We start from the raw sequence: 18,410 nt of genomic DNA on the forward strand, positions 1-18,410 counted from the left end.
ACTAATTTGAAGGCCTTCCCGATTGGGAAGGCCTTTTTGCTATGTGCGATCTTGCCCATAAGTCCCACAGATTTGTACGCAAGAACCAACACAAAGCCCGGTCTCTCGACTGGGCTTTTGTATTTTTAGCGCCTTAAACCACCAATATCTGGCTTTTCCCTGCCAAGTAAGAGTGCCAGATAGCCGGTTATTTCCACCATTTTCTGGCTATATCCGAGCCTTATCAGCCATTTGAGCGAGTTTACAGGCGGCCAAATCAGCCTTCTGCTGCCTGCTGACTACAGGGCAGCTCCATATTGACCACCCCCTCTTCCATTTGCACGTCGATCTTAAAGCCAAGCCGCTTGGCGAGGTTGGGAATACCGAGATTGCCGGATTAATCAGGTACCGTTCAAGCAAAGAGGCCTTCTCGACGGGAAGGCCTCTTTGCTTTATCTATCAGCTGATTACCATCACTCGGTCGATTTATCAGCGCTTCTCTTTGTTGCCAATGCTCAGGCCGAGCTTGATGGAGAGTGCTGCCAGTAACAGCAGCATCATGATCAGGGAGAAGAAGTTGCTGCCAAGCTCCGGGTATTGCACCTTGAGCAGCGCGGAGTGGCCGAAGACACCGATAAAGAAGCAGAGCAGGGTGCAGATGGGGGTGTTGCCCACCATGGGTTCATGGCGATAGTGCTGGAACAGCTGATAGGCCGCCAGCCAGAGGGCAATCAGCGGGAAGAAGGAGAAGGGCACGACTGAGTTTGTCAGTACGGCCAGAGAGGCATCGCCACAGATACCAATCAGCATGGCCATGGCGAGCGGTTTTTTCGGGATCATAAGCTGTTCAGGCATGTCGTTCTCCATCCTGTGGTCATGGGTGAGGTTCACGGCGCTTCTGGTTTTGTACCTCGGCGCCCATGGCGATCATCCGCAGTTGGCGAATAGTGCGATCGGAGAGTGCACGGCACTCTTCGCTGGTCATGTCGAGTGCATCGGCACCGGCACTGAAGACGATGGTGACCATGGCTTCTGCCTGGATGTAGGCATCTTCCCGTGGTGCTTCTGTGGTGGCTTCCAGATAATCGGTCAGCTCTGCGATAAAGTGCTGGATTTCTCGAGCCACCGCCTGACGAAAGGCGGCCGAGGTGCCGGAGCGTTCCCGCAGCAGCAGCCGGAAGATGTTGGGGTTGTTCTCGACGAACTCCATAAAGGTCTGCACCGAGGTGCTGATGACACTGCCACCACCGGCAATGCGCTGGCGTGCCTGTCGCATCAGTTGGCGCAGGGTAAGACCTCCTTCGTCAACCAGGGTCAGGCCCAGCTCCTCCATATCGCGAAAGTGGCGATAGAAAGAGGTGGGCGCGATACCCGCTTCGCGAGCGACTTCCCGCAGGCTGAGATTGGAGAAACTCCGATTGGCGCACAGTTGGCTGAATGCAGCATCGATCAATGTACGCCGGGTTTTTTCTTTTTGTTGAGCGCGAATACCCACGAAATCAGTCACCTTCAGCTTAACGAGGACAAATGATAACCCGAAGGCGCCTCAGGATCAGGTTTGTATCCTACTTTTTTACCATTGACCGTGAGGAAATCACCATAGAAAATGGCTAACAGCTGTTCGCTGAAAGGATGCAATGAGATGGCCAGACCCCCCATTATTTTGACCAATACCCTGCTGTTCTCCCTCTCCGGGATAGTGGCGTTGATTGTCGTACCCTGGTACGGCATGAGTCACGGTTACGATCTCTGGCAGTGGGCCAGTTTCCTGTTGTTGTTCTGCCTGAGTGGTCTCTCCATCACCGCAGGTTATCACCGGCTCTGGTCGCACAAGGCCTACAAGGCGCACCCCGCTTTGCAGTGGTTGTTTGCCATCGGCGGTGCGTTGGCGCTGCAGAATTCGGCCCTGCACTGGTCGGCCGATCACCGCCGTCACCATCGTCATGTGGATGACAACGATAAAGACCCCTACAGCGCGGGGCGCGGTTTCTGGTATTCGCACATCGGCTGGATGTTGCGGGAGCATCAGGGAGATCGCTATGGTGATTACAGCAATGTGCGAGACCTGCAAAACAACCCGGTGGTCGCGTTTCAGCACCGTCACTATCTGACGCTGGCACTGGCGGCCAATCTGGGGCTGCCGCTGCTGCTTGGCCTGTGGCACGGGGACTTGCTCGGCATGTTGCTGTTGGCGGGCGTGCTGAGGATGGTGATGACTCACCACACTACCTTCTTCATCAACTCGCTGGCCCACATCTGGGGCAGTCAGCCCTATACCGATCGCAATACCGCTCGCGATAACGGCATCCTGGCTTTTTTCACCTTTGGCGAGGGGTACCACAACTTTCACCACCTGTTCGAGAATGACTACCGCAACGGCATTCACTGGTGGCAGTTCGATCCGACCAAGTGGTTGATCCGGCTCGCCTCTTGGTGTGGTCTGGCGGGGGATCTCAGATCCTCGCCGGAGGAGCGTATCGAACAAGCCCGGCTGCAGATGCAGCTGAAACGGGCACAAGCCAAGTTGCGCAAGCAGGAAGATCGTGAACTGTGGCAGGCGCTGCTGCAGGAGGAGTACGACAAGCTGAGCCAGCAGTTGCAACACTATTACGCCAGTCGCAAGCGGCTGCTGGAGCTGCGCAAGCGCAAGGCGCTGGCGCGCTATGACCGCCTCAAGCTGCAACTGGAGTACCGGGCCCTGCGTGACGGCTTCATCGCTGGTAAACGCAACTGGAGTCGCCTGCTGGCAGGTATTGCATGATGCCTTGCCGAGGTATCACACAGACTAAAAGAGAAGACCGCCTGCTGGCGGTCTTCTCTTTGGTATGCATGTTTGAACGGGCTAGTTGGTTTGGCTCTGCTGTTGCTGCAACTGATCCAGTGCCTGTTGCTCCTGCTGGCTGAGACCTAGCTGTTCGCAGGCCTGCTCAAAGCAGATCCCCAGATGGCGCATCATGATATCCAATAACGGGAGGGCTTAGTTGGCTTGGCTCTGCTGTTGCTGCAACTGATCCAGTGCCTGTTGCTCCTGCTGGCTGAGACCTAGTTCTTCACAGGCCTGCTCAAAGCTGATCCCCAGATGGCACATCATGATATCGATGGCGGGCAGATAGTTCTTCATAGCTTCTTCCATGGTGATCCTCCAGACCCGTCACTTATGCCCTGAACCACTCGGTGCGGCAATTAGACTTTAGGCTTAGTCTGTCCATTTGATCAGCACCCCTGCCACCGGGGGAGGGAATTTGTTACCCTGCACCATGATAAAAACGGTTGCCGTATGACAGCGAGCAACAGGTGAGGAGCAGGGCATGTTATTGAGTTTCTTGATCATCGCTTCAGGTTGGTGGCACATCCGTGCTGCCTACGGTTCAGACAGCCGCCAGTTCTATATCAGCAAGCCACTGACCATGTTGCTTATCATCGCGTTGGCGTTCGGCTACCAGAGTTATGATCACGACGGTTCACACGCCTGGATCCTGCTTGGCCTTTGTCTCTCGCTGGCGGGCGATGTGCTGCTGATGCTGCCAAGCGATCGCTTCATTCAGGGGTTGGCGGCATTTCTTGTCGCGCATCTCTGCTATATCGTCGGTTTTGCCCAAGGGCCATTGCTGCTCAATCTGGTGGATGGTTTGCTGCTGTTGCTGATCGCCGGCATGGTATTCGGCCTGTTGTGGGGCAAGCTGGGGGAGATGCGGATCCCGGTCTTCTGCTACATGCTGGTGATCATCGGCATGGCTTGGGTGGCCGCCGGTGCCTGGCACGCCTCTCTCACTGCCGGTTCGGCCGCCGCTCTGGTGGGGGCGCTGATGTTCCTCTTCTCCGACAGCATGCTGGCGCTCGATCGCTTCCGCCGCCCCTTTCCCCACGCCCGCGCCTGGGTGATGAGCAGCTACTTCGCAGCGCAATTCCTGATTGCAGGGTCGCTGGCGGGATAACGTCTTCTGGTTGAGTGCAGGTAACAGATAACGAAAAACGGGCATTGGCCCGTTTTTCGTTTTATGCCCGGCGTTTTTCACGCCTCTAGCGGTTCGGCATCCGCTGCCCGTGGGGCGGGGGATTTGAGCAACAGCATCAGGCCGCTGGCGATCAGCAGGAAGATCCCCATGATGTAGAACACCTGGTTGTAGGCCATGATGGCCGCTTCCCGGTTGATGGTATTGGCCAGCATGGCGTGTGCTTGCTGCTGGGCTATCTCGGGGCCTGAACCCTGCGCCATCATGCTCTGGGCCAGTTGCAGCAGATAGCTCTGCCCCTCGATACTGCTGGCGGCCAGAGTGCTGCCAATCTGTAGCACATGGGTGCGGGTATCGTTGTCGAGCAGGGTCGCGATGATGGCGATACCAAACGCACCACCCAGGTTGCGCAGCACGTTGAGCAGGGTCGAGGAGGAGGGGATCTCGTCGTGGCTCAGGCTGGCGGTGGCGACCAGGGAGAGCGGCACCATGATGAAGGGCTGCCCCAGCGCCCGCACGATGAGTGACTGGATCAGCTGCGGCCCGGCGTAGTCGGCACTCATGTTGACGTTCATAAAGCAGCTGACGGCGAAGATCAGGAAGCCGAAGCTCACCAGATAGCGGGGGTCTATCTTGTGGGTCAGTTTGGGCACCAGCGGCAGCACCAGCAGTTGCGGTAGTCCCATCCACATCAGGACTTCGCCGATTTCCAGCGCGTTGTAGTTGTGGATCTGGGTCATGTAGAGCGGCAACACATAGATAGATCCCATCAGCGCCATGCCGAGGATCAGATAGGCGAAGCAGGCCAGCGCGAAGCGAGGGTTGTGCAGCAGCCGCAGATTGACCAGCGGGTGACGGCGGATCAGCTGGCTGATGACGAAGAACACCAGCGCCACCGCCGAAATGACTGCCAGTCGCACGATGAAGCTTGAGCCGAACCAGTCTTCCCGGTTGCCTTCTTCCAGTACCACCTCCAGCAAGCCGAGGCCAAGCGCCATGGTGACAATCCCGATGAGATCCACCCGCTTGATCACGGCCCAGTCCACCGGTTTTTTATCCAGCCCGTGGGCCAGCATGGCCATCACCAGCAGTCCCGGCGGCACGTTGAGATAGAAGATGTAGTGCCACGACATCTGCTCGGTGAGCCAGCCACCGAGGGTCGGGCCGATGGCGGGGGCGAAAGTGGCGCAGAGGCCAAACAGCGCCATGCCGGTGGCCCGTTTCTGTAGCGGCAACAGGGTGACGATGAGGGAAAAGGCCATCGGGATCAGCGCCCCGCCAGTGAAGCCTTGCAGCGCCCGGAAGACGATCATGCTGGTGAGGTTCCAGCTGAACGAGCAGAGCACGGAGGCGGCGATAAAGGCGCCGGTGGTCCAGAGCAGGTAGCGGCGCACGCTCAGCCCCCGGCTCAACCAGCCGCTCAGGGGGATGGCGATCATCTCCGCCACCAGATAGGAGGTGGAGATCCAGGAGCTTTCGCTCAGGGTGGCCGACAGGGCCCCCTGAATATCCTTCAGAGAGGCATTGGTGATCTGGATATCGAGGATGGCCATGAAGGCGCCGATAAGGCCCCCCATGACCGCGATCCAGTTGCGACGTGGAATGGGTTCCATCAGTTGGCAGCCACCACGGGATCAGGAGTGCGGGTATCCACGATCACTTCGGTGGAGAGACCCGGCAGCAGCTTGCCTGCCAGCGGGCCCGGCTCGGGGATGCGGATCTTGACCGGTACCCGCTGCACGATTTTGGTGAAGTTGCCGGTGGCATTCTCCGGTGGCAGTAGGGCGAATTTGGCGCCGGTGGCCGGGGCCAGGCTGTCGATGATCCCCTCGACCGGTTGATCCGGGTAGGCATCGAGCACTACTTCGACCTTCTGGCCCGGCTGCATATGGGCGAGCTGGGTCTCCTTGAAGTTGGCCTCGACCCACACCTGTTGCAGCGGCACCAAACTGGCGACCTGCATGCCGGACTGGACGTAGAGCCCTTCCCGCAGGCTGCGCTTGCCAATGATGCCGTCAGCAGGCGCCCGCAGTTCGGTGTAGCCGAGCTCCAGCTTGGCCTGCTCCAGTTGTGCTTCGCTCAACGCCAGCTTGGCCAGATTCTGTTTGCGTTCGGCATCCAGTACCAGCAGTCGCTCACGGGCCGCCTGCAGGGCGGCTTGGGCCTCCCGGGCTTGCGCCTGATTGACCTGCAGGCCGGCACGCACCTCGTCCAGACTGTCTTGCGAGCTGTAGTGGCGCTGGTTGAGCTGACTGATCCGGTTGACCTGCTGGCTGGCGCGCAGCTGTTCGGCCTTGGCGGAGGCGACCTTGGCCTCGGCTTGCTGGATCAGGCTCAGTTGTTGGGTGCGGGTGGCAGCCAGATTTTCGGCCGTCGCCTGATTGAGGCGCAGGTCGGCTTCGGCCTCCGCGACCCTGGTTTTGTATTCGCGATCATCGAGCCGGGCGATCAGTTGGCCCGCTTTGACCGGCTGGTTGTCGGTGACCAGCACTTCGCGGATATAGCCGGGCAGCTTGGAGCTGATCCCGGTCACTTCACTTTGCAGATAGGCGTTGTCGGTGCTTTCAAAATAGCGGCCGTGAAGATACCAGTAACCGGCGAACAGCAGACCGAGCAGCGCCAGTATCATGGCTGCCAGCAGGGGAATTTTTTTGTGTTGACTCATTTTTGTGATTCCTGAACTTAAGGGGCGCAGGCTAACACTGGTCAACTGTTTCGATTAGTATTGGTTCACGAGATATACAGTTTCACTGGTGCAACAATGGATCTCAATGCCGCGTTAATTCTGGTGCGTATCGTCGACAAGGGCTCGTTTACGGGGGCTGCCCGTGAGTTGGGGATGACCAAGGCGATGGTCAGTCGCCGCATCGCCGAGCTTGAACAGCGGCTCGGAGTGCGTCTGCTCTATCGCTCCACTCGTCAGCTCACTTTGACCGAGGAGGGGGAGAAGTACTACCTGCACTGTAGCAAGGCGGTCGATGCCCTGACCGAAGCCGAGCTGATGCTGAGCGCCAGCCAGCAGGAGGTGACCGGCACCCTCAAACTGGCGGTGCCCATCGAGACGGGGCAACTGGTGGTCGGGCGCTTGGTCGCCAAGTTTTTGCAGGCCTATCCCGCCCTGCAGGTGGAGCTGGAGCTGACCAACCGGGTGGTGGACCCCATCAGCGAAGGGTTGGATGCGGTGGTGCGGATTGGCGACATGAGCGACTCCAATCTGGCGGCACGCCGACTCTGGAGCACCGGGCGGTTGCTCTGTGCCAGCCCGGACTATCTGGCCCGCAGCCCGGTCATCGAGCGGCCGGAGGATCTGGCCAACCACGAGCGGGTGACGGTGAGCAGCGGGTTTCTCGCCTCTCACTGGTGCTTCGAGCTGGATGGCAAAGAGGTGCTGGTTGACCCCCCATCCCGTTTTCGGGTCAATAATATTACCTGTGCCCGGGAGGCGGCGAAGGCGGGGCTGGGGTTGGCCTCGTTACCCGCTATGCTCTGTCAGGATGAGCTGGCCAGCGGCGAGCTGGTGATCCTGCTGCCAGAGTGGCAGCAACCCAGGGTGCCGATTTATTTGCTGTTTCCGGAGCGGCAACTGATGCCGCGCAAGTTGCGGGCATTCATCGATTTCATGATTGAGAACGGCGCCGAGTTTGGCATCGACAAGTTGTTGTAAGGGGGAGCTATGGATAACTGGATCAATCTCTATCGCGCCTCACACACCCTGGAGGCGCACGCGTTGAAAGGGGCGCTGGAGGCGGAAGGGGTGCTGGTACGCCTCAATGGCGAGGGGCTGTCGGGCGCCCTTGGCGAGCTGCCGGTCGACATGTTGCAGGTGACCCTGATGGTGCGGGCCGAGGATCGCAGCAAGGCAGGAAGGGTCATCGAGCGTTACCAGCAGCGCCAGGGTAACGGCTGGCTGTGCGGCCTGTGCGGGGAGGAGAACGGCGCCAACTTCGACGTCTGCTGGCGCTGTCACCACGATCCCCACGACAGCTGAGCTTTCTTCCGCTAGCGCGGCGGGAACTCGATATCTTCCCCTGCGCTGGCATCGTGATAGGTCGCCAGATCCAGCTCGTTTTCGCTGCGGGCGATCAGTACCGATACCAGAATATCCCCCGATACATTGACCGTGGTGCGCGCCATGTCGAGGATCCTGTCAATGCCTGCAATCAGTGCCACCCCTTCCAGCGGCAAGCCCACCGCCGTCAGGGTCAGGGTCAGCAGCATCAACCCGGTGCCAGGGGTACCTGCCGTACCGATACTGGCCAGGGTGGCGATGCTGATTATGGTCAGATAATCGACCATGTGCAGGTCCACCCCGAATGCCTGAGCCACGAACAGCGCAGTCACTCCCTGATAGAGGGCGGTGCCATCCATGTTGATGGTGGCGCCGATGGGCAGCACCTTGGCGGTGATGGCGGGGGAGACTCCCAGCCGTTTCTCGGCGCAGGCCAGACTGATGGGCAGGGTGGAGTTGCTGGAGCTGCTGGTGAAAGCCACCGCCTGAGCGTCAACGATGCTCTTGAAGTAGTGCAGTGGATTGAGCCGTGCCAGCAGGAGCAGCAAGGTGCTGTAGACCCCGAGCACGTGCAGCAGGCAGCCGAGGTAGACGGCGCCGATCACCTTGAGCAGCGGCAGCAGCAGGTCGAGACCGTACTTGCCGGTCATCCAGGCCATCAGAGCGCAGACACCGTAAGGCGCGAGCGCCATCACCATCTGGGTCAGCTTGAACATCCCCTCGGCCAGCGAGGTGAAGAAGAGGATGGCGGGGCGGCCACGGCGACCGCTGGCATTGAGGGCGACCGCCAGCGCCACCGCAAAGACGATCACTTGCAGGATCTTGCCATCCACCATCGCCTGTACCGGGTTACTCGGCACCAGATGGCTCAGCACGCTGGCCAGGGTGGGTAGTTCCGACATACCGACCCGCTCATAGGGGCCCATGTCGGCACCCATGCCGGGTTCCAGCAGCCAGCCCATTATCAGGCCGATGCAGATGGCGATGGCGGTCGAACAGAAGTAGAGACAGATCGCCTTGCTGCCGATGCGATCGAGGGCCTTGCCCTTGAGCAGCGAGGTGAGACCGGCGATGACCGAGCAGAAAATGAGGGGCACCATCAGCATCTGGATGGTGTTGACGAACAGGACGCCAAGGGGCTTGAGCAGCAGGGCTTGCTCTTCAAAGCCGACGCCCAGACCCACCCCTGTCAGCATGCCGATCAGGGTCTTGAGCCAGAGTGGTCGGCGGGTCCAGATCTGCCAGGGCTTGAGAGCCTCTCCATGGAACAGCATGACGCCAATATCCTTATACATTGTCTGCGATGGCCAAAAAGGGGCGCCAGTGTAGCGATCCCTGACGCGGGTTGCCACATTATCGACAAAGCGGTGGCGGTGACCACTCCCCTGACCAGGAAATGCGCAATTTATTGGCCTATATCAAGATCCCTCCGGGCGGGGAGATATTTAATTGGCATTAAATATGTTCATTATTGAGGTGAGAGATGTCGCAATCGGTTCATGGTCACGAAGTGATGGAGATGATGCTGGCGCAAGGGGGGCAATTTACCCGTGCCAGCCTGAAACAGGCGATGGCAGAGCGGTTTGGTGCCGAGGCCCGTTTTCATACCTGCAGCGCCAGCGAGATGGATGCGGAAGCATTGATCGACTTTCTGGCTGCCCGCGGCAAATTCATCGACTCGGCTGAGGGTTTCCAGACCCGCGCCGACAAGATCTGCAACCACGGTTAATCCCGCTGCGAGCGCATCATGGCGCTCGCTCAATTCTTCGCCCTTTGCTATATTTCGCCCCCTCTCTTTTCCCTATTCAGGGCGTTGTATGGATACTTTCTCTGCCGCAGTCATGCTGTTTCTGATCATGGACCCGCTGGGCAACCTGCCGGTCTTCCTCTCTATCCTGCGTCATATCGATCCTAAGCGACGTCGCAAGGTGATGATCCGCGAGCTGCTCTTCTCGCTGGCCATTATGCTGCTGTTCCTGTTCGTCGGTCAGCAGATCCTCGGTTTCCTCAACCTGCGGCAGGAGGCGGTCAGCATTGCGGGGGGCATTATCCTGTTCCTGATCGCCATCAAGATGATCTTTCCGAGTGAGGGGGGCGTGACCGGGCTGGCGGCGGGCGAGGAGCCCTTCCTGGTGCCGATGGCGATCCCGATGATCGCCGGTCCTTCGATCCTCGCCTCTTTGATGCTGCTGGCCAATCAGGAGCCCGCCCGGATGGTGGACTGGTCGCTGGCACTCTTTCTGGCCTGGGCTGCCAGCGCGGTGATCCTGATGTTCTACGAGGTATTCAACAAGCTGCTGGGTGAGCGGGGACTCACTGCGGTGGAGCGGCTGATGGGGATGCTGTTGGTGATGATCTCGGTCCAGATGCTGCTGGATGGGGTACATCACTATCTGGCAGTGACCGGCCAAGGCTGAGTGGGTTACATGTTGAAATGAATGAAACGGGGCTACGCAGAGCCCCGTTCTTTTTTGTTGCCGAGAAGGCGTGCCGTCAGCCGTGAGTGGTCGCTGCGGGTTCCAGTTTGCTCATGATGAGGGAGAGCAGCAATTCCCGCAGCCAGCGGTGGCCCGGATCCTCGCTGTGACGCTGATGCCAGATCAGCAGGTGGGAGATGCTGTCCAACCCGATGGGCAGCGGCAGCTGCAACAGCGGATAGACCTGGGTGGCGTGGCGGGCATAGAGCCTGGAGAGGGTCACTATCATGTCGGAGTGCATCCCCATCCGCAGCGCCGCCTCGAAGGAGGGCACGGTTGCCTCGATACGCCGGTAGAGATCCTGCTCCGCCAGCTTGTGATCCAGCATCCAGCGGTCTCGCCCCTCGCAGTAAGTCTGCACATGGGGATAACTGAGGTAGTGCTCCAGATTCCAGTTGGGCTCTCGCAGCGCAGGGTGGTGCTGCTGCACCAGACAGGTGAGATCATCGACCGCCAGCACTCGCTGACAGATGCTGTCGGGCAGGGTATCGAGCCGATAATCGGAGCTGATGCAGTTCTCTCGCACCGCGAAGGCGATGTCCACCTGTCCCTGACTCATCTCGGTCAGACTGTTCTCGGTCCACTCCTCGTAACGCAAGCGGATCCGTGGTGCCTGCCGTTTCAGCTCGCTCAGGTAGAGCGGGGCAAACAGGGTGAAGGCGCTGTCCATGCTGGCGATGACGAACTCCCGCTCCGAGCTGGCGGGGTCGAACTCGGGCGGCTGGATCAGGTTGTCCAGCGACAACAGGATGGGTTGCAACTGTTGTTGCAGCGCAAGGGCGCGGCTGGTGGGTTCCAGCCCGTAGGCAGAGCGGATGAAGAGGGGATCATTGAAGGTATCGCGCAGACGGCCGAGGGCTTTGCTGACCGCGGACTGGCTCAGATGAAGGCGGCGTGCCGCCTTGCTGCCGTTGCGCTCTTCCAGCAATACCTGCAGGATAATCAGCAAATTGAGGTCGATACGACCCAGTTGTTCCAGCAGCATGATATGAATCCTCTTCAATTCTAAGATGAATTTATACCATTTGTTTTCATATCTTGGCGATCTTATCCTCGAATGGTCTCAGGTTCGCATGAACCACTGGTACAGGATGTAGCGGTTGAGGGGACATGTAGCACAATCAATATGGCGACCTTTGGGTCGCCCTATTTTTTGGCTATGATTTATTTGCTCACTTGCACCTGCCTTGATTTTGCCCAACAATCCCTGCGCTCTATTTTGATACAAGTAACAGATATCTCTTTGTGAGGGAGTATCCCTATGGGACTCGGTGGAATTCATATCTGGCATATGCTGATCCTCTTGCTGGTTGTTGTGCTGGTCTTCGGCAGCAAGCGTCTTGCCACTGCAGGTGAGGATCTGGGTACCGCCATCAAAGATTTTCGCAAGGCGATGCGTGACGACGCAAATCATCCGAAATAAGCAGTAGGAGTAGAAAATGTCTGTAGACGAGAAAGTTGAACTGAACGAAACCTGTGACAGCTGTGGCTGTTTTGCCGAGATCGGCACCATCATCGGCGAAGGCGACGATGTGATGGATCTGGTGATTGAAGCCGCGGCCGAGGCGGATGCCCGCGCCAAGCTGGCTGCCTATGAAGCTCTGGCCAAACAGGTCACTGCCGAAGCTCAAGTGAGCAGCGAACTGACTCAGGGCGCCAATGGCGTGATCCTGAAAGCCCGCCTGCAATTCACCTGCACCGCCGAAAAACTGATTTTCGAAATGCGGGCCCGCTCTATCTGAGTTGTCTGATAACGCGGCAGGTTTGCCTGCCGTGTTGACCCTTCTGCTGTGGGTCGGCGTTCTATAGTTACTCTATCCCACAGACGTTTTTGCCCGGCGCGAGTCGGCCAACAGAAGGCGTAAACATCATGACGCAGCGATGGATCTCTGCCCCCAATCCCACCCTCTATCGTGATCCGTGCTGCCAACAGGCAGCAGGCGTGACCTCAGCACAGGGGCAGCCATCGTGATGCGACGCTGGATCTGGGCTCTGCTGGCCCTCTGCTGTTTTCCTCTGCTGGCGGCTGAACTCAAGCCACAGCGTCTGCCCCAACCCGGGGATCTCGAAAGCATTCTGCAAAAGCGCGAACTCAGGGCTCTGGTAGTCTATGAGCGCGGCTTCTATTTTCTCGATCGCGGCGCCCAGTACGGCATTCTGGTCAATCAGCTGCAAGGGTTCGAGCGCTGGCTGAACAAGACCTATCTCGCCAAAGAGAAGGTCAAACTCAAGGTGGTCTACATCCCGGTGCGTCAGGACAAGCTGCTGGACTATCTGACCGAGGGGCGTGGCGATCTGGTGGCGGCGACCATGACGGTGACCCCGACCCGGCGTGAACAGGTTGCCTTCTCCCGGCCGCTCATTTCATCCATCGAGGAGTGGGTGGTGAGCCAGCAGAGCCTGCCCGCCTTCAGCCGCATTACCCAGCTCTCCGGCAGGCGGGTCTGGGTGCGCGCCAGCTCCAGCTACTACGAGAGTCTGCGCCAGCTCAACTGGCTGTTTCGCGAGCTGGGGTTGCCCCCCGTCTATATCGAAACGGTGCCCGAATACCTGCAGGATGGCGATCTGCTGGAGATGGTGGCCGCCGGCATTATTCCCCTGACGGTGACTGACAGCTACAAGGGGCGGATCTGGCTGGGTGGGATGATCTCCGGCCTCAAGGCCCACAAGCTGATACCCCTGCGCAGCAATGGCACCAGTGCCTGGGCGCTGCGCAAGAACAGCCCCGAGCTGCTCAAGGCGGTCAATGGCTATCTGGCGAGTGTCAGCCGCAACAGCCTTTACAGCGACATGACCCTGCGCCGGTTGCTGGTTCGCAGCGATCAGATGAGCAATATCTTGGCGCCGGATCCCATGGGGCGCCTCGCGACCATTCGCAAGGTGCTGGAGAAGTACGCCAATCAATATGATCTCGACTGGCTGATGCTGGCGGCGCTTGGCTACAAGGAGTCCGGCCTCAATCCCAAGGCGCGCTCGCCCAAGGGGGCCGTGGGCCTCATGCAGCTGCTGCCCAGCACAGGGCGGGAGGTCGGCATCAACGGCGCCAGACTCACCACGCTGGAGGGAAATGTGGAGGCCGCCTGCCGCTACATGCGGTTGATCCTCGATACCTACTTCAATGATCCCAAACTGGATCGGCTCAACCGCCACCTGTTTGCCCTCGCTGCCTACAACGCCGGGCCAAACCGGGTGCAGGCGCTGCGAGGCAAGGCGGAGAAGCTGGGGCTCGATCCCAACGTCTGGTTCGGCAACGTGGATCAGCTGGTGGCCAACGAAGTCGGACAGGGGCCGATCAACTATGTCGGCACCATCTACAAGTACTACGTGGCCTATCGTTTCAGCCTGCCCCAGATCGAGGGCAAGGCTGCCGCTATCGAAGCGGCTCAGCCCTGAGCCGGTTGACCGGCAGGGTCGCCTGCACGGTCGGCAATTGCCAGCCACCGTCCCTGTGTTGCAAAAACCAGTGAGCAGGGCCGGTGGCCGGGATGAGATCTGGCTGGCTGAGCTGGCCCAGATAGCGCAACATCGGGGTATCATGCAGTTCCATCAGCAACTCCTTTTGAATATGTGAAGAGGCTCGCCAGCGTTATGACACCCGGCCATGACAGCAGGATGACACCATGATCCCCGGATCCTTTGCCCTGATCGACGATCCCCAGCTGGCGCTGAAGGTGCGTTGTCAATGGATCCGCCATGCCCGCGAGCGGATCCAGGCGCAGTACTACAGCTGGGAGGAGGACAGCAGCGGCAAGTTGCTGCTGAGCGAGCTGCTTCACGCCGCTCGGCGCGGAGTCAAGGTGCAGCTGCTGGTTGATGATCTCTATGCCGGTGACAACCGCTTTCTGGAGATGGTGGCTCACTACCCCGGGATCGAGGTGCGGCTGTTCAACCCCTTCTGGCTGCGGGGTTGGCGCCCGCTGGCATTGTTGCTGGAGGGGCTGCTCAGCTTTCGCCGCATCAACCACCGGATGCACAACAAACTGCTGCTGGTGGATGGCAAGCTGGCGCTGATCGGCGGGCGCAACATAGGCGATCGCTACTTCGGTCTGGATCCGCAAGCTCCCTTCGTGGATCTCGATCTCGCCTGTCGGGGGGGACTGTGCCAGCAGATGGTGCAGGGGTTCGAGCAGTTCTGGCACAGCCGCTGGAGTCACCCCATCCGCCATCTGCTGCGTCGCGAGCTGCTGCTCGCCGAAATTCAGGTGGTCAACGACTTCCTGTTCACCATGACGGATCCGGCGGTGGCAAGGGTCTACGATCTGCCCGCCGTGCTGTTTGACGAGGCTGACGTGCCGCTGCAGTGGCACGAGGGGCGGGCCGAGGTGTGGTTCGACCGTCCCGGCAAGGGGCTGATCTCCCGTCCCGCCACTGCCCGTCAGCTCTGGCGACAGCTGGCTGACAATCCCGGCTCGCTGGAGTTGGTGACCCCTTACCTCATCCTTACTCGCGGGTTCCGGCACCGTCTGGCGCGGCTGCGCCAGCAGGGGGTTGCCATCGACATTCTCACCAACTCGCTGGCCAGCACCGATGTGCCGCTGGTCTATGGCGCTTATCAGCGTTATCTCGGCTGGTTGCTGCGCCAAGGGATCCGGGTCGCCGAGTTTGACCATGGCCACTGCAGCTTGCACGCCAAGCTGATCCTGCTGGGGGAGGAGCGGGCGCTGTTCGGCAGCCTCAACCTCGATCCTCGCTCACTCTTTCTCAATACCGAACTGATGCTGCATCTGCACTGCCCGCCGATCTGCGAGGCGCTGCGAACGTGGCTGGCTCACTGGCAGGAGCAGGCGGGTGGATTGCCGCGCAAACCCGAAGGGTGGTCAAGGCGACTGATAGCCCGCCTTAGCGACTGGTTGCCACTGCGCCGTTGGCTGTGAGGCGGCCATTTTTTGTGCGAGATCTCGCAAAGCCTTGTAAGCCATTGCTGATGCCCTTTGCGGGTGAATAACCATGCATGAACCTATCCTGCTGTTTTATAACAATTTAGCGGTGATGATAAGGCTGTTTTTTGTACTCTGATGTGAATGGAATTAGCATAAAAACGTTTTTTATTTTGTTTTTATGCGTAATATTTCAGTTGCAAGGACAAACACGGCGGCCTGTCTGCCGTGTGGACGAAGGTTGTAACGGGTAGCTGGCCGGTTGCATTGCTGCAATTGGCGCGCACTTCAGATGGGTCGCGAACTATCGGAAAGTGAAACAGAGACCCGGCGTGGCCGGACTCCAATATGGAACATGCTATTTGCGAGGGGGTGACATGGACATGTCACCCCACTTTTTTGGCCGCTCGCCACCGTTTATCTTTTTCCATGATTGTTGCTCATCGCAAGAGCCGCAGAGGGCAAGGCAATAACAAGGCAATAAAAAGAGGGCCGCAATAGCGGCCCTCTGTCTCATCTGCCCGGTGGATTAACCAGCCTTGACGCTGCGGCGACGCTGCAGCCAGACGATCGCCCCGAACAGCAGGAAGCCCGGGATCCACATCCACTCCTTGGTCCAGCGCTCGGTCGGCGCCTTGACGGTGAGGATCTCCTGATCGAACTCCAGTCCCATGGTGGCGGCCGGGCTGCCAAAGGCGACGTTGTCGATCAGCGTCTTGCCATCCTGCTCATAGAGGCTCAGCCCCAGATTGGCCAGCCGCTCCTCGCCATTTGCCCCATCCGGTACGGCGACCAGCAGGGTGAACTTGCGTGGCTTGCCCACCGCATCTTCACCGAGGATCCGCAGCCGCAGGGTGCTCTCCGCCTCCACTTCACCCATGGTTTGGGCCAGCTGGGCAGGTGGGGTCTCGCGATAGGGGTCGTGCACCATGTCCATCCAGAAACCCGGGCGGAACAGGGTGAAGGCGACCAGCAACAGCAGCACGCTCTCGTACCAGCGGCTCTTCACCAGGAACCAGCCCTGAGTGGCGGCGGCGAAGATCAGCATGGCGATGGTCGCCACGATGAAGATCAGCACCCCGTGGGCGAAGTCCACGTCGATCAGCAGCAGGTCGGTGTTGAAGATAAACAGGAATGGCAGCGCCGCGGTACGCAGGCTGTAGTAAAACGCCGTGATCCCGGTTTTGATGGGATCGCCCTTGGAGACAGCCGCAGCCGCGAAGGAGGCCAGTCCCACCGGTGGCGTCACATCCGCCATGATGCCGAAGTAGAAGACGAACAGGTGCACCGCGATCAGCGGCACGATCAGCCCGTTTTGCTGCCCCAGCGTCACGACCACCGGTGCCAGCAGGCTGGAGACGACGATGTAGTTGGCGGTGGTGGGCAGCCCCATGCCGAGGATCAGGCTCAGCAGGGCGGTGAGCAGCAGCATCAGCAGCAGGTTGCCCATGGAGAGGAACTCCACCAGATCCGCCAGCACCAGACCAACCCCGGTCTGGGAGACCGCACCCACGATAATCCCCGCGGTGGCGGTGGCAATGCCGATACCGATCATGTTGCGGGCACCGGCAACAAGCCCTTCCCGCAGATCCACCACGCCATCAGCGACGGTGCCGTAGTCGTGCTTGCCGTCCTTGCGCAGCCAGTTGAGCAGCGGGCGCTGGGTCAGCAGGATGATCACCAGCATCACGGTACCCCAGAAGGCCGACAGCCCCGGCGAGAGGCGTTCCACCATCAGGCACCACACCAGTACCACCACCGGCAGCAGGAAGTGCAGGCCGGAGAGCAGCACGGCGCGGGTGTTGGGCAGCTCGGTGAGCGGCTTGTCGGGATCTTCGGCAGGCAGTGGTTCATTGCTGGCGGCGATCTTCAACAGAGCCACATAGGTGGCAGCCAGCAATACCGAGATCCCCGGCAGGGCGTAGTCACCCAGTGCAGGTTTGAGCCAGCCGAGGCCATAGTAGACCGCCAGTGACAGGCCGCTGATGAGGGCCGCGCCAAAGGCAAAGCCGGTCAGGCGGCGCAGCCAGGGTTTGGGCTGATGGTTGCCGATGGGCTGCATGCCCAGTTTCAGCGCCTCCAGATGGACGATGTAGAGCAGCGCGATATAGGAGATGGCGGCAGGCAGGAAGGCGTGCTTGATGATCTCCACATAGGGGATACCCACGTATTCGACCATCAGGAAAGCCGCAGCCCCCATCACGGGTGGCATGATCTGGCCGTTGACCGAGGAGGCCACTTCGACCGCCCCCGCTTTCTCTGAACTGAAGCCCACCTTCTTCATCATCGGGATGGTGAAGGTGCCGGTGGTCACCACGTTGGCAATCGACGAGCCGGAGATCAGACCGGTGAGGCCGGAGGCGACCACGGCCGCCTTGGCCGGGCCGCCGCGCAGGTGACCGAGCAGGCTGAAGGCGAGCTGGATAAAGTAGTGACCGGCACCGGCCCGCTCCAACAGGGCGCCAAACAGCACGAACAGGAACACGAAGCTGGTGGAGACGCCAAGGGCGATGCCGAACACCCCTTCGGTAGTGATCCACTGGTGGTTGGCCAGCGCGGTAAAGCCTACCCCGCGATGTGCCAGCAGTCCCGGCATCCAGGGGCCCGCCAGGCTGTAGACCAGAAAGACGATGGCGATGACCGCCAGTGCCGGCCCCAGGGCGCGGCGCGCCGCTTCCAGCAGCAGCGGAATGCCGATACAGGCGGTCACCAGATCGGCGGTGGTGAGGGTGCCGGGACGCAGCGCCAGTGCTTCATACATCACAAACAGGTAAGACGCGGCGCCAGCAGCGATCAGACCGAGGGCGATATCGCCGAGGGGAACCCGATCCCGTGGCGAGGAGCGAAATGCCGGGAACACCAGAAAAGCGAGCAACAAGGCAAAGGTGAGGTGAATGGAGCGGGTTTCGGTGTCATTGAGCACGCCAAACCCCACCATGAAGGGGAGTGGCGAGGCGATCCAGAGCTGGAACAGGGACCAGGCCAGCGCCAGCGCTGTGATGAGCCAGCCCATGATGCCCAGCGGCAGGCGAGCGCCCACATCCTGGGCGATCAGTTCCTCGGTAGAGAGTTGTTTATCTTGCATAGGGTTAACTTGTGCCAACGAGTACAACAA

19 protein-coding genes are annotated in these 18,410 nt (G+C 59.8%); 10 read left to right on the forward strand and 9 right to left on the reverse strand.

Annotated elements, in window-relative coordinates; all coding sequences use genetic code 11:
* Positions 1–468: 468 nt before the first annotated feature.
* Both L972_RS01175 and fabR read right to left on the reverse strand, forming a co-directional pair.
* A complete protein-coding gene (locus L972_RS01175; RefSeq protein WP_005348493.1) occupies positions 469–834 on the reverse strand; it encodes a YijD family membrane protein in 366 nt (121 codons plus the stop codon).
* 19 nt (positions 835–853) lie between these two features.
* A complete protein-coding gene (fabR, locus tag L972_RS01180) occupies positions 854–1,474 on the reverse strand; it encodes an HTH-type transcriptional repressor FabR (protein WP_005339921.1) in 621 nt (206 codons plus the stop codon).
* 147 nt (positions 1,475–1,621) lie between these two features.
* Between fabR and L972_RS01185 the strand changes: the two genes are divergently transcribed.
* A complete protein-coding gene (locus tag L972_RS01185; protein WP_005339923.1) occupies positions 1,622–2,740 on the forward strand; it encodes a fatty acid desaturase in 1,119 nt (372 codons plus the stop codon).
* A 216-nt stretch (positions 2,741–2,956) separates the two neighbouring features.
* Here the strand turns inward: L972_RS01185 and L972_RS21240 are convergent, their stop codons facing one another.
* The gene (locus L972_RS21240) at positions 2,957–3,112 is read right to left on the reverse strand and encodes a hypothetical protein (RefSeq protein ID WP_129504880.1); all 156 of its coding nucleotides are present in this window, start codon (positions 3,110–3,112) and stop codon (positions 2,957–2,959) included.
* Positions 3,113–3,287: 175 nt separating this feature from the next.
* On the opposite strand from L972_RS21240, the gene L972_RS01190 reads away from it, so the two are divergent.
* Entirely contained in the window at positions 3,288–3,914 is a 627-nt protein-coding gene (locus L972_RS01190; protein WP_005348507.1) for a lysoplasmalogenase, read from the forward strand.
* Between the two features lie 77 nt (positions 3,915–3,991).
* On the opposite strand, the gene L972_RS01195 is transcribed toward L972_RS01190, so the two are convergent.
* Complete coding sequence (locus L972_RS01195; RefSeq protein ID WP_047434582.1) at positions 3,992–5,545, reverse strand: DHA2 family efflux MFS transporter permease subunit; 1,554 nt, start codon at positions 5,543–5,545, stop codon at positions 3,992–3,994.
* Positions 5,545–6,597, reverse strand: coding sequence for an HlyD family secretion protein (locus L972_RS01200; RefSeq protein WP_005357630.1), 1,053 nt, complete (start codon positions 6,595–6,597; stop codon positions 5,545–5,547). The genes L972_RS01195 and L972_RS01200 overlap by 1 nt, the downstream gene beginning before the upstream one ends.
* A 96-nt stretch (positions 6,598–6,693) precedes the next feature.
* Here L972_RS01200 and L972_RS01205 point away from each other — a divergent pair, with 96 nt between their 5' ends.
* Together L972_RS01205 and L972_RS01210 are read left to right on the forward strand one after the other, a co-directional pair.
* Positions 6,694–7,596, forward strand: a complete 903-nt coding sequence (locus L972_RS01205) for a LysR family transcriptional regulator (RefSeq protein ID WP_047434586.1) — start codon at positions 6,694–6,696, stop codon at positions 7,594–7,596.
* Between the two features lie 9 nt (positions 7,597–7,605).
* Complete coding sequence (locus L972_RS01210; protein ID WP_047434589.1) at positions 7,606–7,920, forward strand: putative signal transducing protein; 315 nt, start codon at positions 7,606–7,608, stop codon at positions 7,918–7,920.
* An 11-nt stretch (positions 7,921–7,931) separates the two neighbouring features.
* On the opposite strand, the gene L972_RS01215 is transcribed toward L972_RS01210, so the two are convergent.
* A complete protein-coding gene (locus tag L972_RS01215) occupies positions 7,932–9,215 on the reverse strand; it encodes a dicarboxylate/amino acid:cation symporter (RefSeq protein WP_047434592.1) in 1,284 nt (427 codons plus the stop codon).
* 209 nt (positions 9,216–9,424) lie between these two features.
* Here L972_RS01215 and L972_RS01220 point away from each other — a divergent pair, with 209 nt between their 5' ends.
* Positions 9,425–9,670 carry a YecH family metal-binding protein gene (locus tag L972_RS01220; RefSeq protein ID WP_005357633.1) on the forward strand — a complete coding sequence of 82 codons (246 nt, stop codon included), beginning with the start codon at positions 9,425–9,427 and terminating at the stop codon, positions 9,668–9,670.
* An 88-nt stretch (positions 9,671–9,758) separates the two neighbouring features.
* Positions 9,759–10,358: a YhgN family NAAT transporter gene (locus L972_RS01225; protein ID WP_047434595.1), complete on the forward strand. Its 600-nt coding sequence runs from the start codon at positions 9,759–9,761 to the stop codon at positions 10,356–10,358.
* A 76-nt stretch (positions 10,359–10,434) separates the two neighbouring features.
* On the opposite strand, the gene L972_RS01230 is transcribed toward L972_RS01225, so the two are convergent.
* Positions 10,435–11,403: a LysR family transcriptional regulator gene (locus tag L972_RS01230; protein ID WP_047434598.1), complete on the reverse strand. Its 969-nt coding sequence runs from the start codon at positions 11,401–11,403 to the stop codon at positions 10,435–10,437.
* Positions 11,404–11,679: 276 nt separating this feature from the next.
* Here L972_RS01230 and tatA point away from each other — a divergent pair, with 276 nt between their 5' ends.
* The 3 genes from tatA to L972_RS01245 all read left to right on the forward strand — a co-directional run bounded on the left by tatA (position 11,680) and on the right by L972_RS01245 (position 13,811).
* The gene (gene tatA / locus L972_RS01235; protein ID WP_047434601.1) at positions 11,680–11,841 is read left to right on the forward strand and encodes a twin-arginine translocase TatA/TatE family subunit; all 162 of its coding nucleotides are present in this window, start codon (positions 11,680–11,682) and stop codon (positions 11,839–11,841) included.
* Between the two features lie 16 nt (positions 11,842–11,857).
* Positions 11,858–12,160, forward strand: a complete 303-nt coding sequence (locus L972_RS01240) for a YfcZ/YiiS family protein (RefSeq protein WP_005339945.1) — start codon at positions 11,858–11,860, stop codon at positions 12,158–12,160.
* Between the two features lie 229 nt (positions 12,161–12,389).
* Positions 12,390–13,811, forward strand: a complete 1,422-nt coding sequence (locus L972_RS01245; RefSeq protein ID WP_021231555.1) for a lytic transglycosylase F — start codon at positions 12,390–12,392, stop codon at positions 13,809–13,811.
* On the opposite strand, the gene L972_RS21600 is transcribed toward L972_RS01245, so the two are convergent.
* Complete coding sequence (locus tag L972_RS21600) at positions 13,789–13,965, reverse strand: hypothetical protein (RefSeq protein WP_005339947.1); 177 nt, start codon at positions 13,963–13,965, stop codon at positions 13,789–13,791. The genes L972_RS01245 and L972_RS21600 overlap by 23 nt on opposite strands.
* 73 nt (positions 13,966–14,038) lie before the next feature.
* Here L972_RS21600 and L972_RS01250 point away from each other — a divergent pair, with 73 nt between their 5' ends.
* The gene (locus tag L972_RS01250; RefSeq protein WP_047434605.1) at positions 14,039–15,292 is read left to right on the forward strand and encodes a phospholipase D-like domain-containing protein; all 1,254 of its coding nucleotides are present in this window, start codon (positions 14,039–14,041) and stop codon (positions 15,290–15,292) included.
* A gap of 532 nt (positions 15,293–15,824) precedes the next feature.
* Here the strand turns inward: L972_RS01250 and L972_RS01255 are convergent.
* Positions 15,825–18,380, reverse strand: a complete 2,556-nt coding sequence (locus L972_RS01255) for a TRAP transporter permease (protein ID WP_047434608.1) — start codon at positions 18,378–18,380, stop codon at positions 15,825–15,827.
* Positions 18,381–18,410 lie beyond the last annotated feature (30 nt).

The organism is Aeromonas sp. ZOR0001 (assembly GCF_000801015.1).
GTDB classification, from domain to species: domain Bacteria; phylum Pseudomonadota; class Gammaproteobacteria; order Enterobacterales; family Aeromonadaceae; genus Aeromonas; species Aeromonas veronii.

Excerpts from the sequence above, each read along its gene's own strand:
- L972_RS01220 (WP_005357633.1), top strand. The coding sequence starts at position 9,425 with ATGTCGCAATCGGTTCATGGTCACGAAGTGATGGAGATGATGCTGGCG.
- L972_RS01205 (WP_047434586.1), top strand. The coding sequence starts at position 6,694 with ATGGATCTCAATGCCGCGTTAATTCTGGTGCGTATCGTCGACAAGGGC.
- L972_RS01230 (WP_047434598.1), bottom strand. The coding sequence starts at position 11,403 with ATGCTGCTGGAACAACTGGGTCGTATCGACCTCAATTTGCTGATTATC.
- L972_RS01255 (WP_047434608.1), bottom strand. The coding sequence starts at position 18,380 with ATGCAAGATAAACAACTCTCTACCGAGGAACTGATCGCCCAGGATGTG.
- L972_RS21240 (WP_129504880.1), bottom strand. The coding sequence starts at position 3,112 with ATGGAAGAAGCTATGAAGAACTATCTGCCCGCCATCGATATCATGATG.
- tatA (WP_047434601.1), top strand. The coding sequence starts at position 11,680 with ATGGGACTCGGTGGAATTCATATCTGGCATATGCTGATCCTCTTGCTG.
- L972_RS01195 (WP_047434582.1), bottom strand. The coding sequence starts at position 5,545 with ATGGAACCCATTCCACGTCGCAACTGGATCGCGGTCATGGGGGGCCTT.
- L972_RS01175 (WP_005348493.1), bottom strand. The coding sequence starts at position 834 with ATGCCTGAACAGCTTATGATCCCGAAAAAACCGCTCGCCATGGCCATG.
- L972_RS01225 (WP_047434595.1), top strand. The coding sequence starts at position 9,759 with ATGGATACTTTCTCTGCCGCAGTCATGCTGTTTCTGATCATGGACCCG.
- L972_RS01240 (WP_005339945.1), top strand. The coding sequence starts at position 11,858 with ATGTCTGTAGACGAGAAAGTTGAACTGAACGAAACCTGTGACAGCTGT.
- L972_RS01200 (WP_005357630.1), bottom strand. The coding sequence starts at position 6,597 with ATGAGTCAACACAAAAAAATTCCCCTGCTGGCAGCCATGATACTGGCG.
- L972_RS01250 (WP_047434605.1), top strand. The coding sequence starts at position 14,039 with ATGATCCCCGGATCCTTTGCCCTGATCGACGATCCCCAGCTGGCGCTG.
- L972_RS01190 (WP_005348507.1), top strand. The coding sequence starts at position 3,288 with ATGTTATTGAGTTTCTTGATCATCGCTTCAGGTTGGTGGCACATCCGT.
- L972_RS01210 (WP_047434589.1), top strand. The coding sequence starts at position 7,606 with ATGGATAACTGGATCAATCTCTATCGCGCCTCACACACCCTGGAGGCG.
- L972_RS01185 (WP_005339923.1), top strand. The coding sequence starts at position 1,622 with ATGGCCAGACCCCCCATTATTTTGACCAATACCCTGCTGTTCTCCCTC.
- L972_RS01245 (WP_021231555.1), top strand. The coding sequence starts at position 12,390 with ATGCGACGCTGGATCTGGGCTCTGCTGGCCCTCTGCTGTTTTCCTCTG.
- L972_RS21600 (WP_005339947.1), bottom strand. The coding sequence starts at position 13,965 with ATGGAACTGCATGATACCCCGATGTTGCGCTATCTGGGCCAGCTCAGC.
- L972_RS01215 (WP_047434592.1), bottom strand. The coding sequence starts at position 9,215 with ATGCTGTTCCATGGAGAGGCTCTCAAGCCCTGGCAGATCTGGACCCGC.